Annotated in this window: 11 protein-coding genes; 7 read left to right on the forward strand and 4 right to left on the reverse strand. The window is 46.6% G+C overall.

Annotated elements, in window-relative coordinates; all coding sequences use genetic code 11:
* Positions 1 to 96: 96 nt before the first annotated feature.
* On the forward strand, positions 97 to 1,758 hold the full coding sequence (locus BGP75_RS16215) for an esterase-like activity of phytase family protein (RefSeq protein ID WP_233152952.1): 1,662 nt from the start codon (positions 97 to 99) through the stop codon (positions 1,756 to 1,758).
* A gap of 177 nt (positions 1,759 to 1,935) precedes the next feature.
* On the opposite strand, the gene BGP75_RS16220 is transcribed toward BGP75_RS16215, so the two are convergent.
* Positions 1,936 to 2,118 (reverse strand): hypothetical protein, encoded by a 183-nt coding sequence (locus tag BGP75_RS16220; RefSeq protein ID WP_143821088.1) that lies wholly within the window; start codon positions 2,116 to 2,118, stop codon positions 1,936 to 1,938.
* Positions 2,119 to 2,339: 221 nt separating this feature from the next.
* On the opposite strand from BGP75_RS16220, the gene creB reads away from it, so the two are divergent.
* The 4 genes from creB (at position 2,340) to BGP75_RS16240 (ending at position 7,317) form a co-directional block, all read left to right on the forward strand.
* Complete coding sequence (gene creB / locus BGP75_RS16225) at positions 2,340 to 3,095, forward strand: two-component system response regulator CreB (protein WP_076719880.1); 756 nt, start codon at positions 2,340 to 2,342, stop codon at positions 3,093 to 3,095.
* Positions 3,096 to 3,167: 72 nt separating this feature from the next.
* The gene (gene creC, locus BGP75_RS16230; protein WP_158070124.1) at positions 3,168 to 4,649 is read left to right on the forward strand and encodes a two-component system sensor histidine kinase CreC; all 1,482 of its coding nucleotides are present in this window, start codon (positions 3,168 to 3,170) and stop codon (positions 4,647 to 4,649) included.
* Between the two features lie 58 nt (positions 4,650 to 4,707).
* Positions 4,708 to 6,081, forward strand: coding sequence for a cell envelope integrity protein CreD (gene creD / locus BGP75_RS16235; RefSeq protein ID WP_076719882.1), 1,374 nt, complete (start codon positions 4,708 to 4,710; stop codon positions 6,079 to 6,081).
* A gap of 147 nt (positions 6,082 to 6,228) precedes the next feature.
* Positions 6,229 to 7,317 carry an alpha/beta fold hydrolase gene (locus BGP75_RS16240; protein ID WP_076719883.1) on the forward strand — a complete coding sequence of 363 codons (1,089 nt, stop codon included), beginning with the start codon at positions 6,229 to 6,231 and terminating at the stop codon, positions 7,315 to 7,317.
* A gap of 72 nt (positions 7,318 to 7,389) precedes the next feature.
* On the opposite strand, the gene BGP75_RS16245 is transcribed toward BGP75_RS16240, so the two are convergent.
* On the reverse strand, positions 7,390 to 8,517 hold the full coding sequence (locus BGP75_RS16245) for an AraC family transcriptional regulator (protein ID WP_143821089.1): 1,128 nt from the start codon (positions 8,515 to 8,517) through the stop codon (positions 7,390 to 7,392).
* A gap of 194 nt (positions 8,518 to 8,711) precedes the next feature.
* Here BGP75_RS16245 and BGP75_RS16250 point away from each other — a divergent pair, with 194 nt between their 5' ends.
* Positions 8,712 to 9,428, forward strand: a complete 717-nt coding sequence (locus BGP75_RS16250) for a YebC/PmpR family DNA-binding transcriptional regulator (protein WP_076719885.1) — start codon at positions 8,712 to 8,714, stop codon at positions 9,426 to 9,428.
* Positions 9,429 to 9,507: 79 nt separating this feature from the next.
* Here BGP75_RS16250 and bmt read toward each other — a convergent pair whose 3' ends face one another.
* Together bmt and BGP75_RS16260 are read right to left on the reverse strand one after the other, a co-directional pair.
* Entirely contained in the window at positions 9,508 to 10,572 is a 1,065-nt protein-coding gene (gene bmt, locus BGP75_RS16255; RefSeq protein WP_076719886.1) for a betaine--homocysteine S-methyltransferase, read from the reverse strand.
* A 99-nt stretch (positions 10,573 to 10,671) separates the two neighbouring features.
* Positions 10,672 to 11,100 (reverse strand): YacL family protein, encoded by a 429-nt coding sequence (locus BGP75_RS16260; RefSeq protein WP_076719887.1) that lies wholly within the window; start codon positions 11,098 to 11,100, stop codon positions 10,672 to 10,674.
* A gap of 380 nt (positions 11,101 to 11,480) precedes the next feature.
* On the opposite strand from BGP75_RS16260, the gene BGP75_RS16265 reads away from it, so the two are divergent.
* A complete protein-coding gene (locus BGP75_RS16265) occupies positions 11,481 to 14,840 on the forward strand; it encodes a diguanylate cyclase (RefSeq protein ID WP_076719888.1) in 3,360 nt (1,119 codons plus the stop codon).
* The last annotated feature ends 103 nt before the right edge of the window (positions 14,841 to 14,943 follow it).

Consider the following 14,943-nt stretch of genomic DNA (forward strand, 5'->3'; position numbering starts at 1 on the left):
GGCGGACAGCCAGATTCCGTTGCGGTTTCAAAGGATAGTCGTTTTGCGGCGGTTGCTATTGAAAATGAACGAGATGAAGACCTGAACGAGGGAGCCATGCCGCAGCAACCCGCTGGATACCTAAGTATTATTCCGTTGCTGAAAGGGATTCCGCAGTGTGATCAGATCCGCCAGGTTGAACTGACAGGACTGGCGGCTACCGGAGCAGATGATCCGGAGCCGGAATTCGTGGATTTTAATGACCGCAATGAAATCGTTGTCACGCTACAGGAAAATAATCATATAGTCATTGTCGCTGCACAGAGCGGTGCAATCTTGAATCACTTCTCAGCTGGAAGTGTCGATCTTAACAATATCGATACGGTTAAGGACGGAGCGCTGTCTTTTAATGGTAGTCTGACAGGGGTGCTTCGGGAGCCGGATGCGGTGAAATGGCTGGATGAGAATCGATTTGTCATTGCCAATGAAGGTGATTTTAAAGGGGGGGCTCGTGGTTTCACTATATTTCACAAGGATGGCCGAGTTCTCTATGAGTCAGGAGCTGATTTTGAACATCGTATCGTACAGGCCGGACATTACCCTGATAAGCGGTCTGGCAAAAAAGGAGCAGAACCGGAAGGCCTTGTCGTTGCTGAATTTGGTCAGCAACGGTACATTTTCGTGTTGTCTGAAAGGGCTTCTGTGATCGGTGTTTATCGTGATACAGGTGCAGATCCGGAGTTCGTGCAGTTATTACCTTCAGGCATTGCGCCGGAATCTGCCGTGGCTATTCCATCACGTAACATACTGGTGAGTGCAAATGAGAAGGATTTGATTAAGGACGGTGGTGTCAGAGCCCATGTCATGCTTTACCAGTTCTCACATCAGGCTCCCAGTTATCCACAGCTTATTTCTGATCTGGGCAGTGACGGTCAGCTGATTGGCTGGGGAGCGCTTTCCGGGTTGGCTGCTGACCCTTCTATAGCCGGGAAACTATATGCAGTTAACGACAGCTTCTATAAGACTCAACCAACGATTTATACTATCGATGCAAACCAGCATCCGGCGAGAATTACCAAAGCCACCCGGGTGACGCGTAAGGGCAAACCTGCTGAAAATCTGGATCTGGAAGGGATCACTTCCGATGGTAGCGGTGGATTCTGGTTGGCATCTGAGGGCCGTACAGATCGGGCCATTCCTCATGCTATCTATCATGTGACAGCCGAAGGAGAAATTGACCGTACCGTTCCATTCCCAACTGAGCTGTTGCAGTACGAAACGCGCTTCGGCTCAGAAGGTGTGACTCTGATCGGGGATACACTTTGGCTAGCTATTCAGCGCCAGTGGAAAGATGATCCTGTGGGAACGGTTAAACTGGTTGCTTATAATCTGGTGACCAATCAGTGGGGAGCTGTCCGTTACCCGACTGAACCCGCCAGTAAGGGCTGGGTTGGATTATCAGAAATTACTGCTTACCAGGACAGTGTCTATATCATCGAGAGGGACAACCAAATAGGGGAGAATGCTCGGCTAAAGCGGCTTTATAAAGTAGCGATCAATGAACTCAGGCCTGTTTCACTGAACCAGGAATTGCCTTTGGTCCATAAGCAGCAGGTGCGGGATTTTATACCCGATCTTAAAGCGAATGGGGGTTACATTACCGATAAAATTGAGGGTTTTACGGTTGATTCAGCAGGAATCGGCTATGCGTTGACCGACAACGATGGTGTTGATGACAGCTCCGGCGAGACGTACTTTTTCTCGACCGGAAAACTATAACTTGTCGATCACAGAGCAAAGCCAGACTGGCTTTGCTCTGTTCAGCTTGTTTCGTTGGAATCGCTGTATAATTTAAAAGCGCTTTCGTTTTTCAATTGTCTGACCTACTGCTGCCGGGCTGCGGCGATAGCAGCAGCTTTATCATTGGCAGCAGTTTTGTTGCTATGTATCAGGTGATTAGTTTTCAGCGTGCCAGTCTTCTTTTTCCTCAAAGTGTTTGCGCTCAAAATAGTCATCCATACAACGACGAACGTCCAGGTGATTTTGATTACGTGTTCTATTACGAGACGAGTCAAACTCATTCTCATCACGGTTTGTTCTGGAATCAATTTCTTCAAAACGACGGTAGGTTTTACCCACTTCAACATCCTCACAGGAATGAAATTTACCTGTTACTAGATACCTGACGAAAAACGTTATGTACAACAAATCTTTTTATTCGTGACCAGTGGGTTTATTAATAATCCGTGAATACCTGACTTTTCTTCCTTAAATCAGAGTTGGTCAGTCTTTTCTATCTCAATCAGACTTGTATATATTTGATACCCTATTGATGGAAGGGTAAAGGCGGGAGTGAAGCGGTGAAAGTACTCATTGTTGAGGATGAGCAGGGAATTGCTGACAATATTATCTATGCACTCAAGCAGGAAGGCTTTTCTGTGGAGCATATTCTGTTAGGGCACCAATGCATAAGTCGTCTACGTAGTCAGCTTTTTGATATGGTGATTTTAGATGTAGGTCTCCCGGATATCGGAGGGTTTGAAGTTTGCAAACAGATACGTACCTTTTCTGAGATCCCCATTATTTTCTTAACGGCTCGTGATCATGAAATAGATCGGGTTGTTGGATTGGAAATTGGTGCAGATGATTATGTCACCAAGCCTTTCAGTCCGCGTGAGCTGGTGGCTAGAGTTAAGGTTATTCTAAAGCGTTTGTCACCCCGAAAGCATGTCCCTATAGCCGATGAAGCCGAGCAACAGACATCTGCGTTGTTTAGATTATTGGAGGAGCAAAAGAAAATTGAGTATTGCGGCCTGTCTCTTGATCTTACCCGCTATGAATTTGGATTGCTTCAAACCCTGTTGGCACAACCTGAACGGGTGTTTAGCCGAGAACAGCTAATGCAAAGCGTTTGGCCAGACTCCTACGCCAGCTTTGATAGAGTTGTTGATACCCATATAAAAGGGCTAAGGGCAAAGTTAAAGCAGGTTAACAGCGAGTTGGACCCGATTAAAACCCACCGTGGCCTGGGCTATAGCCTCTGTTTAAATGGTGGGGGTGGAAACACTAAAAAGCCCGTCCCTGTGTCAGAAAGCAACAGCAGCACCAAGCGTTGATTGTACCGAATTGATGGGATTCAGGTGTGTACAACCAGAGCGTATTGAGTGGATGGGAAGGAGGCAATGGCGTTGAGTTCAAAAATAAGCTTTCCTAAAATCAGGTTCAGTTTGCGTCTGTTTTTCTTTTTCTTCCTGTTGATTGGTATCGGGCTGTTTCTGCAAATGAATACGTTAATCAAAGAACTGAAGCCGGGTCTTCGCCAAGCTGCGGAAGATACTCTGGTAGATAGCGCCAATCTGCTGGCTGAGTTGGCGACGCCTGATTTTATTCAGGGAACTCTTAGTCAGGGGCATTTTGACCAGGCTTTCAAAACGTTCAAACAGCGGAAATTTCGAGCGAAGATATGGACTAAAACCAAAACCGATAATCCGTTAAGAGTTTATATTACCAATGCTCAGGGAATTGTTGTTTATCACAGCGAAGGTCAATATACAGGTGAAGATTTCTCTGCCTGGAACGATGTCTACAAAACCCTGAGGGGACAATACGGGGCCCGCAGTTCCTTAAGAGATCCTGATAACCCTCTTTCATCGGAAATGTATGTTGCTGCACCGATTAAAGTCGGGGAACAGATTCTTGGGGTCTTAACCTTAATAAAACCGAACCTTTCTTTACAACCTTTTCTGGAAAATGCCCAGGGTAAACTAAAAAGACAAGGGCTTTGGTTGATTGTTGCGGCCCTTGTTTTAGGGTTGGCGTTAAGCTTCTGGTTGAGTCGATCCATTAATAAACTCAGTGATTATGCGCTTAAGGTCAGCCAAGGAAAGAGTGTTGTGACCTTACCTGAAATGAATGATCTGGAATTGCATAATCTGGCTCAGGCAATGGCAAGTATGAAGTCTCAACTGGAAGGCAAGGACTATGTTGAGAAGTATATTCACAGCTTAACCCATGAAATGAAAAGCCCTGTCGCTGCGATAAAAGGGGCAGCGGAGCTGTTGGAAGATAACTTGCCTGTTGCTGACAGGCTTTATTTCGTTACTAATATTCAAAGGGAATCTCAGCGCCTGGAGGAGCTGATTTCACAATTACTGAATTTGGCTGAGTTGGAAAATCGCCAGGTCTTATCCCAGCTAACACATATCAATCTGAAAGCGCTTATCGAAGAGCTGGTGAGTGGTCTTGAACTGAAACTGTCGGAGAAACGACTTCAAGTATCTGTTGTCGGTAACGGCAAGGCTGATGGGGAAGTCTTTTTGATACAACAGGCGATTGAAAACCTGTTGTTGAATGCGATTGATTTCAGTCCTGATGGAGCAAAGATAACGGTGACCTTGAAGCAGCATGGCAACCGGGTGCTGATACAGGTTGAAGACCAGGGACCGGGCGTACCTGAGTATGCTGAGTCTCGGGTTTTTGAGCGATTTTACTCTCTTCAACGCCCATTATCGGGAAAGAAGAGCTCTGGTTTGGGCCTAAGTTTTGTCAAACAAATCTGCAATTTACACCAGGCGACTTGTCGTCTGAGCAATGGCTCAACAGGTGCTCTGGCTGAAATCAATTTACCGGTTTGGCAGAAATCACATACAAACCACACAGAACACACATAATTCTCTCAATTTCATCTTTTATTCTGCCCTTAAGTAGTCATAAGTGTGGAGAGCCAGGATGAAATCTACGTTAGCAAAAAAAATCATATTCTTAGGGTTCAGCTGTGCCTTGGCTGCCCTGGCCTTGACGGTGATTGAAAATCTGATTTCAGATCGCCTGATTTATCAGGAACAGGCAAAGGGTAGCGTGGCCAACAGCTGGAGTGGTGCCCAGCAGCTATCGGGACCGCTGTTGGCGGTCCCTTACAAATACAGAGTGACGACACAGCACTGGAACGAAAAACTCGGTAAGAATGTAAGATCTCAAGCCATTAAAAGTAGCATGCTGTATATCATCCCGGATAGGTTGGAGATAAATACTGATATGACTACACAGGAGCGTTACCGGGGAATCTTTTCGTTTCCTGTGTTTACCGGTCAACTCAAGGTGAGTGGTAAGTTTGACTTGGCTCCGTTGCAGAAGCTTAAAAACAGGCTCGACCTTGTTGAAGCCGGAGTCCCCTTTATAGCGGTGAGTGTCAGTGATATTCGAGGAATCAACAATAAGCCTATGTTGACCTGGCAGGGAAGGGAATACAGCTTTCGATCCGGTAGCCGGCTTGCCTTTAATCCCCAGGGTGTCCATGTGCCGCTGGAAAATATAGGCACCGCTCCCGTTGAGTTCAAGTTTGAATTGAGCCTGAGAGGGATGGATACCCTGTGGTTTACTCCTGTTGGTAAGGACTCTAAAGTTAATCTGTCAGCCAGTTGGCCCCATCCTAACTTTGTCGGTCAGTTTCTGCCTGCTGAACGTGTTATTGAAGATGGGCGTTTCAATGCCAATTGGCAAGTCTCTGAGTTTAGTAGCAATATCGGTCATGATGTTGATAGCTGTGAGAGAGGGAACTGCGGTGCCCTTGTTGGAAATCGCTTTGGTGTCAGTCTGAACGAGCCGGTCAATATTTATCGTCAGGCAATTCGATCAGCAAAATATGGCATGTTGTTTGTTGGTTTAACTTTCATCAGCTTCTTTATCTTTGAGGTATTAAAACGATTACAGATTCACCCTATTCAGTACACACTGGTGGGATTGGCATTGTCCGTTTTTTATTTGCTTTTGATCGCTTTGTCCGAGCATTTGAGTTTTCTCGTTGCTTACGGTATTGCAACGTCTGCCTGCGTCTGTCTGTTAACTGCCTATGTGACCGCTATTATCAAAAGTTTCAAATGGGGAGTCGGGTTTGGCGGTTTTGTTGCTGTCCTGTATGGATTACTTTACGTAATCCTCAGTTCTGAAGATCACGCTCTGTTGTTGGGCTCTTTGTTGGTGTTCTTGGCGCTAACCCTGGTTATGCTCTCCACCCGCCATCTGGACTGGTATCAGGTCAGCGGATGGGCTGCGGATAAAGCTAAAGAACAACTCAAGAAGGCAGCGCCAATATCGGTTGATTAAGGCAAGCCATCCTCTCTGAATTAGCTGATAGACCTGAATCATGATTAAGGACGGCCTATATCCTGTTTTAGGACGAAAACAGGGGGGTTGTAGAGCGACACTGGAAGCTCTTTTTCTCTGAGTAAATTACTGAGCGATGGTGTCCTGATGAGTAAAAAAAGATGGTTTCATTCCGGTGTAATAATGATCTGTTCATTGTTAGCCTGTGGGTTGTTGCTAAATCCTTATCGAATGGTTTATGGGAGTTCAGAATATAAGGCCCCAGGTCAATCTCTACACTCAAATGTAGGTATTCGAGAGATGACTTTTGTTGATCTTCATCGAGATCGGGTATTGGAGAGCTATATCTGGTTTCCGGTAGCAGTATCGCAGACCGATGAGTACAAGATTAACAAAGTCTTTCGTGGTTTTAAGGCGGTAAGAAATGCGGACATAACGGGAGAGAAGTTACCGTTGATCTTATTGCTTCATGGGACATCCGGTAACAGAAACAACTTGCACTGGCTTGCGACAACCCTTGCCAGCCAGGGTGCGGTTGTCGTCGCTGCAAACCATCCCGGCAGTACAACTGGAGATGCTTCTCCAGAAACAGTTATCAGAATGTGGGATCAGCCTGCTGATATTCGTTTCCTGATTCAGGACATTATCAAATCTGATATAGGTCGTAAAATTGATCAGGCAAAAATTGCAGTTATCGGGTTCTCGTTAGGGGGCTATACCAGTATGGCGTTGGCTGGAGCGCAGCTGGAGTTTGAGCGTTTCCCACAGTTTTGTCGACATAATGATATAGGTGCCTGTCGGTATTTCTCTGAAGTCTTGATCGCGCTGGATCATGATTTCTACTCAAAGGCCAACCAGGTGCAAAAGGATGTTCGAGTGACAGCGGCAGTAGCGATTGCACCAGGGTTTACTGAATCGATGACTGAAGATTCAGTTGCGCAATTGGCTGCTCCTGTCTTGATGATCGCTGCAGAGCAAGATAATCAGATACCTGTTATCAGCCACGCCCGTCCGTTGAGTCATAAAGTTACTGAATACTACGAAATCGCCGAGGCAGGGCATTTCAGCTTCTTGCCCGAATGTTTGCCGGGAGCTATCGAATTATTAGCGGAAGAGGGAGATGAGTTCGTTTGTACTGAACCAGGGCAGAAATCACGAGCCAGAATTCACCAGCAAGTGAGACGCCGAGTCACTGATTTCTTAAAGGCTCAAGGGTTGTTGGAAGCCAGAAATTGATCAGGCACTGAAGCTATTAGCAGTATGTTGAAACAGGCCAAGGGACTGGAGCCAAGCTCAGGGGCTTCAGACCTATGGGTCGGCTCTTTCTGTCTTTGTAATCTCCTGCTGGCTGGCGCGCCATGCACTTGGACTCATTCTGGTAATCCTCAGGAATTCCCGATTAAAGTTGGACTTAGTGAAAAAACCGACCTCCAGCATTATTTCCGTAACCCGTTGATCTGTGTCCTTTAACCGTTCACAGGCTTCCTTAATACGAAATCGATTGATGTACTGGGATACATTAAGCTCAGTAGCCTGATTAACCTGCTGAGAAACCTTACGCGGAGGAATGCCCAGTTTTCTGGCTAGTTTGGCCAGATTCAAATTTGGGTCCCGATAAAGCTTCTGGCGTAGAATCTGTTCCTCAATCCGGGGCATTAAATCTTCTTCTGCTGGCGGCTCTTTTGGTGAGTCCAACGGACCTTGGCTGTTTATTTGTGCAACGATGATTCTTTGATCTTCTGTATCTTTGTGAGACATGTCTATGGTGGAGGATGTTGCCATCGATGCTTTAGTGGATGGAGCCGGTCCGGTGTTGCTGCTAATGCTAAGGGCAATGGCTAGTATCAGTATCATCAGGGTGCTTGAAGCCGTCGCCAGAACCAGCGATGCCCCTTCGCTTTGAAGACCTCCATCGAATGCAATAACCAAGTCCACAAGCGCAAGAAGAAGGAGCATGATAGCGATTATGCGCCAGACCCATAGAGTGTACCCGGCAGCCTCTAGCCGTACGATGGTCAGTGAGTCTGCTCCGGATCTGGTTTTCCAAAAAATGAGACAACCGTAAAAGAAGTAGCTGGCGAACAATAAAGCATCTACATATTTCGGTGACAATAACAGGCTGATCAAGACCAGAGCGACAGGTATTGAGTGCAGGAAGAATATGTTAGCTGGGGCAGCAAACTTATGATGGTTACTTTGCTGACTCAGGGTTAACAGTGAAAGATAGGCCAGTATGGGGATGAGAGTAGCCGTAACCGGTTGAATCCATTTTAATTCGGTGAGTGCAAAGCTGCTGCGCAGACCTACAAGCAACGCTTGCAGTGCGCACACCGCCAGTAGAACGAGAAATAGCCTGGAGCGTGCGCCATGTTTCCAGATATTAGCGATTAGCAATAGACAGAATAGAGAAACAAAATAGTGTATGGGGACGGCCAAAAACTTATACCCTTGTGTCGAAGCGCAACTGTAGCGATTATAACTCTACGTATTATTCGCTAATTATATGATAAATATAATAAATGTCAGTATTTCCGGGGGCTGATCAGCAATGGATGTTTATTTCACGGTTCTCTATATCAACACTTAACTGTAAAATCCGTATTTTTTATCATTTTTAACGGGACAGCGTAATGGGCAGAGCCTACCAAAACCGCAAAGAATCGATGGCCAAGACGTCTGATGCCAAAGCCAAAGTCTATAGCAAATATGGCCGTGAAATCTATGTGTGTGCTAAAGCTGGCGGCGTGGAGCCAGAGGGTAATCTGGCGTTACGAGGGCTGATTGACCGGGCGAAGAAAGATCAGGTACCAACACACGTTATCGAAAAAGCCATTGATAAAGCCAAAGGTGGAGGCGGTGAGGATTTCGCCACTGCACGCTATGAAGGTTTTGGGCCTGGGAGTTGTATGGTAATGATTGAATGCCTGACCGACAATCCCAACCGTACTTTTGGTGATGTGCGCCAGTGTTTTACCAAGACCAAGTGTAAGATTGGCACTCAGGGCAGTGTCAGCCATATGTTTGATCACAGCGCTATTCTGGCCTTCAAGGGGGACGATGAAGAAGCCGCACTGGAAGCGTTGATGATGGCTGATGTTGATGTTAGTGATATAGAAAATGAAGACGGTATAATTACTGTTTTTGCGCCCAATACCGATTACTTCAAAGCCAAGAGTGCACTGATCGAAACCTTTGGTGAAATTGATTTTGAAGTGGATGAAATTCAGTTTTTGCCACAGACGACAACACCTATCAGTGGTGATGATGTTGCCATGTTTGAGAAGTTTTTAGATATGCTCAATGATGTGGACGATGTGCAGAACGTTTATCATAACGCAGAGCTTTAAGTTCCGTCGCTGGAACGCCTGATTCAGGTAAGGCCTTAGTCTTTGCTTAAAAAGCTAAGGCCTGCTCTCTGGTAGCTATTTAGGAACTTCTTCTCGCCCCACGACGAGAGCGTCGCTCCCGAGCAGCGCCGCTTAGAGATCCTCCCGCAACACTCAGATCTCCACCAAGCTGAGCTTTTGCGCCGCTGGTAACTTCTCCCAGGGTTTGTTCAAGAATGCTCAGGTCGGGTTTAGGACCCGGCTGATAGCCGTCCAAGGCGTCACGCATGGCCGCTATATGAGATGGCGTGGTACCGCAGCAACCGCCAATGATTCGAGCGCCAGCGTCCGCCACCAGGCGTGCATATTGCGCCATCAGTTCAGGTGTGCCGCTGTAAACAATCTTGCCATCGACATATTCGGGAATGCCGCAATTAGCCTTCGCCACCAATACCGGGTCAATCTGATTCTGCTCGGCGGCGATTTTCATATTCATAATTGCCGCTACAACTTCTGAGGCACCGATACCGCAGTTGGTTCCACAGGCACTGGGAGGCTGTTCGAATTGAGTCCCAAGCTGAACCAGCTCAGCGGGGGTGACTCCCATCATCGTACGACCGTTGGTATCTATGCTCATGGTGTAGACCACAGGTAAGCCTGTGCTGACTGCTGCATCGTAAGCGACTTTTGCTTCTTCGCTAGCGGAAATTGTTTCTATCCAGAGTACATCCGCACCCCCTTCCTTTAATGCCTCAGCCTGTTCTTTAAAGGCAGCGTAGGCATCATTGTAGGTAAGAGTACCGGTGGGTTCGAAGATTTCACCGGTGGGACCCATGGAACCGGCTACAACAATGTCCCGCTCACAGGCGTCAGCTTTCTGTTTAACGATTTGTGCAGCAGCGTGGTTCAACTCAGTTACGCGGTTTTCAGCGTTGTGGAGTTTCAATCGGTAACGGGTGCCACCAAAGCTGTTGGTGAGCAGAATATCTGAGCCAGCATCAATAAACTGCTGACAGAGATCTGCAATTCGCTCCGGGTGATCGATATTCCACAGTTCAGGAGCATCGCCGGTTTGTAACCCCATGGAAAACAGGTTTGTACCTAGTGCACCGTCAGCAAGTAGGTAAGCGCGTTCTTTTAACAGTCGAGTAAACAGGTTTGACATAGCATAGTTCCCGCAGTCCGGCGTTCGCAGAACCGGATACTCTATTCAGAGTGCTTTCTGAGTACTGTTCCAATAGCGTCCTGATAAGTTCTGTTATCGTCAGCTGGGCTGATCAGGGTTGCTCTCAGTTCTTGCTGCATCCTGCTTGCTGGTCGTTTCAGGGATGGGGTACCCGACAAATCGGCTCCAATCGGTCAGCATCGCTTTAAAGTCGTCCAGGCCGCATTGTGCGAAGGATTCTGAGTCGTAATAGTCCATGTTGTCAGTAAGTTCATCGTCTGAGTAAAACAGAGTATGGGCTTGAACAACGGCTTCATCTCTTGTGAGCTGGAGCCTGTATTCCGCTCCATCCAATTGATAATCCCATGATTGCTGCTGCTGGAGTTCTGTAATTGCAGTGTATAGCTTTTGAATGCGTTCCTGGTCGCCACCCAGTTCTGTTGTTAGCCAGCTTCCCAGAGCCTCATGTCCCATAGGAAAGTGAGCGACATAACTGCCAACAAAATCTTTAGTAAATTCGTAATCCATACCACTTTCCAACGATGATAATCAATGCAGTAACTCTAAGGCTTGAGTCCCTTAAGGGCGTGTCCAGGTTTCTGAAATCTGCTGGTTACAGGCAACTGTGCAGATAAATAGAGTTTAACAGTTTGTTTTCTTCTGCTGTTAATTATCGGTTCCAGGCTATCGCTGTGATGTCCGGTCAACCTCTTTTTATAGTCATTTTTTCAGGCGGCCCTGCCTCCGATCTGAGCTGTTTTATCGTCTGCTGCGAACATATCGGGTTTTGTCGGTAGTGCAGATAGCGATAGTTTGAGGTGATTGTCTGGTTCTTTGCTAAGCTCAATGTTATATGCTGAGCCTCCATGGATGGTTTTTGATCCGTCTAAAGAGAGTTTCGTATCAGTATGCGCTTCTATATACCGCAAGGACCTTACCTACCTGCCAGCAGTGTGTTGCTGTTGGGAATCAGCTTTACCTTTATTTTGGTCTGGACGGATTATCTGGCTGACAGGGACGCCAAAGATCAAATGATGCAACGGCATGTAATGATCTACAGTAATGCCACTGAGCGAGCTTTTGAACGCAGTCAGGCGGTTGTTGAAAATCTGGTGGCACTGTTTTATTCCAGCTCCACGGTCTCTCGTGGTGAGTTTGATACCTTTAGCCGTAACCTGTTTAAATATCACTCATCTATGCAGGCCTTGGAATGGATACCAAAAGTGCCTTTTAAGTTACGAGAACATTATGAAATTCTTGCTCAGCAATATTATCCTGAATTTCAGTTTACCGATAAGGATGAGCAAGGGAATCTGATTAGAGCCGGGCATCAGGACTATTATTACCCCGTATTTTACCTGGCACCCTATGCCGGCAATGAGCGGGCACTGGGTTATTCCCCGAGTAAGCTTGATGTGCGGGATATAGCTATGGAAAAGGCATTATCTACCGGGCAGACCTACAGTAGCTCTAGGGTGCAACTGGTCCAGGACGAGCAGCCGGATCAGTATAGTCTGTTATTGTTTTCTCCCGTATTTAAGACTCAATACCCGCCGGCGACGCTTTCTCAGCGTGCTGCCGAATTAAGAGGCTATATTCTCGGCATTGTTCGAATCAGCGATTTGATTGATAACGCGCTGGGCAATCACGAGTCCTATCCAATGTCGATGGCGCTATCGGATATGGACGCAGCGGAAGGTAACTCATTTTTGTACCTGTATCAGGGAAAGCAAATTTCAGTTGCTGGTTCTCAGGAAGCTGATTCTCAAGATGGCCGCCCCCCTCGTTTTTATTCGCAGTTGCCTGCTCGCCTTCAGGGATCAGATCAGATTATCACCCGAACGTTGAACCAGTTGGGTCATCGTTGGACATTGGCTTTTTATCCAAAGGAGGGGGCCTATGAAGTGAACTTGAAACATAGCTTTTTGATATTTTCCCTAGGGACTCTGCTCTCATTGGTAATAGCCTATGGGACCTGGCTGTGGAGTCGCCGTCAAATGCAGCTGCAGTCCCAGCTGACAATGACAGTCGAAGAACAGGGTCTGGCACTGAAAGTAAAGGACAAAGCGTTGTTACGCCATAATCGGGCGTTAATGGGACTTACCAGTAATCCAAAGCTGTTACAGCAAAAGCTTGATGATTCTTTATCGGATATCACTCGTATCGCTGCAGAAACCTTAGGAGTAGAACGTGCGAGTGTGTGGCTGCTATCTGACAATAAACAATCGATCCGTTGTTTTGATCTATATGAATTGGCTGCTGAACGGCATTCCAGTGGAGTAGAAATGCACCGGGAAGATTACCCCCAGTACTTCGAAGCCATATTGAAGAACTCCAGCATTGTGGTTAATGATGCATTCCAAGACCCCAGAACCCGTGAGTTTGGTGATTCATATCTAAAGATCATCGATATTAAATCGATGCTGGATGTGCCTATTCGTCGTAATGGTGATGTGGTTGGGGTTTTATGTATGGAGCATGTGCATACCAAAAGATGCTGGCTGGTGGACGAAGAACATTTTTGTCACTCCGTCGCAAACTTTGTATCACTGGCCATGGAGTCTATTGAGCGCCGGCAGACAGAGCAACAACTGCAGGAAAGTAGTGAGCGTTTAGCCATTATCAATGGGATTGCTACCAATGTCAGTGCTGGAATGAGTGTCAAGCAGGTTATTGGTGCAACCTTGGATCGTCTACATCTTCGCTTCCCCCAGCTTCGTGTCAGCTACTCAACTATCTCGGAAGGTGGGCTGCTTTCTGTAGAAGACAGTCGATCTCCATCCCATATGCCGGACATCTCTGGGGTTAAAGCAGATCTTCAACGGGCAAATCATTATCTGAAATCGCTACTTAAGCGTCAGATGGTATTGGTGACTGATGTCCGTCAGGATCCGCGCCTATCATCGCTGAAAGAGGTGTTAGCTGCAGGCAATACGCGAGCACTCCTTGATATGCCGCTGCTGCATAGCCAGGAACTGGTGGGGATGCTTTGCCTTGATTCCAGCACGACTCATTTCTGGAACGAAAATGAAATACTGACTCTGCAGGAAATTGCTGAGTACCTGGAATTTGCCGTACGTGAGGCAATGGGGCAGGAAGCCAGAGAAAAGGCCGAACATGCTCTTGAGCAACATAAGGCTAATCTGGAACAACTTGTTCATAAGCGCACACAGCAGTTGGAATATCAGGCTGAGTTTGAGCGTCTGATTGCAAACCTCTCAACTCAGTTTATACGCTTACCGGCTGATCAGTTGGAAGCGGCGATTATTGATGCCCTGCAGGTGATCGGAGAGTTCTCTCAGGTTGATCGCTGTAGTCTGGCCCGTTGGAATAATGATGATCAATCGTTAGTCAAAGATTTTGAATGGTTATCTGAAGGGATAGATTCAATTTTTCCTGAGGATAAGCGAATTAATATATCTCAGATGACCTGGCTGGTTAAACGCTTACTCCGAAAAAAACCGTTGTACTTTTCAGATTTTACCCAGATGACTGTCGATACTAAGGATGCTCAGCGGTTTTTTGAAGGGAGGGAAATCCGGTCTTTATGCATGATTCCTTTGCTTTACGGGATGAGCCTGTTTGGTGTACTGGTCTTTTCAACACAGTCCAAAAAACGAACCTGGAGTAATAATGACCTCATTCTGCTGAACCTTATTGGAGAGATGCTGGTTAACGCATTTGAACGGAAAAAGTATGAAGAGGCGCTGAAAAACTCGGAACGGTTGTTACTTCTTTCAAACAAGAAGCTCGAAGATTTGGTGACCGTTGATAGTTTGACCGGAATTGCCAATCGCCGTTTCTTTGACTTGCGCTATCGGTCTGAATTTCATCGAGCTCAGAGATATGGATCTTCGCTGGGAATCATTTTTTTAGACATTGACTACTTCAAGCAGTATAACGATGACTTTGGACATCTTGCCGGCGACAAGTGCTTAACGCGTATCGCCAAAATTCTGAGCCAGCAGTTTCAACGGGCAACTGAAGTCATCACAAGATACGGCGGTGAAGAATTTGTCGCCATTCTCAGCAATGTTAATTTTGACGAAGCTGTTAGTAGCGCTGAGCGAGCGCGTCTAGCCGTTGAAGAGCTTGGTATTAAACAAGGGCCCAGCTGTCCTCTAGATACCGTGACCCTCAGTTGTGGCGTATCCCTCATGACTCCTGATGTGAGCAATTCTAAAGAAGAGCTTATAAAAAATGCAGATTCGGCCCTGTATCAGGCGAAAAAATCTGGACGTAATTGTGTGAAAACTGCTGTGGAATGATAAACCTTTAGAGATTGGGGGTTGTTGTTGCTACCGGAAGACTTCCCGCTCTGATGCGAAGGCTGTTTCTATCTGTAAAGGAGGGTTTCTGTTAGTATCCTCT

Origin of the sequence: Motiliproteus sp. MSK22-1 (assembly GCF_001968815.1) — a bacterium.
Classification (GTDB): domain Bacteria; phylum Pseudomonadota; class Gammaproteobacteria; order Pseudomonadales; family Balneatricaceae; genus Motiliproteus.

Coding starts and splice junctions, on each gene's coding strand:
- BGP75_RS16215 (WP_233152952.1), top strand. CDS start 97: ATGCCGCAGCAACCCGCTGGATACCTAAGTATTATTCCGTTGCTGAAA.
- creD (WP_076719882.1), top strand. CDS start 4,708: ATGAAATCTACGTTAGCAAAAAAAATCATATTCTTAGGGTTCAGCTGT.
- BGP75_RS16240 (WP_076719883.1), top strand. CDS start 6,229: ATGAGTAAAAAAAGATGGTTTCATTCCGGTGTAATAATGATCTGTTCA.
- BGP75_RS16250 (WP_076719885.1), top strand. CDS start 8,712: ATGGGCAGAGCCTACCAAAACCGCAAAGAATCGATGGCCAAGACGTCT.
- bmt (WP_076719886.1), bottom strand. CDS start 10,572: ATGTCAAACCTGTTTACTCGACTGTTAAAAGAACGCGCTTACCTACTT.
- BGP75_RS16260 (WP_076719887.1), bottom strand. CDS start 11,100: ATGGATTACGAATTTACTAAAGATTTTGTTGGCAGTTATGTCGCTCAC.
- BGP75_RS16265 (WP_076719888.1), top strand. CDS start 11,481: ATGCGCTTCTATATACCGCAAGGACCTTACCTACCTGCCAGCAGTGTG.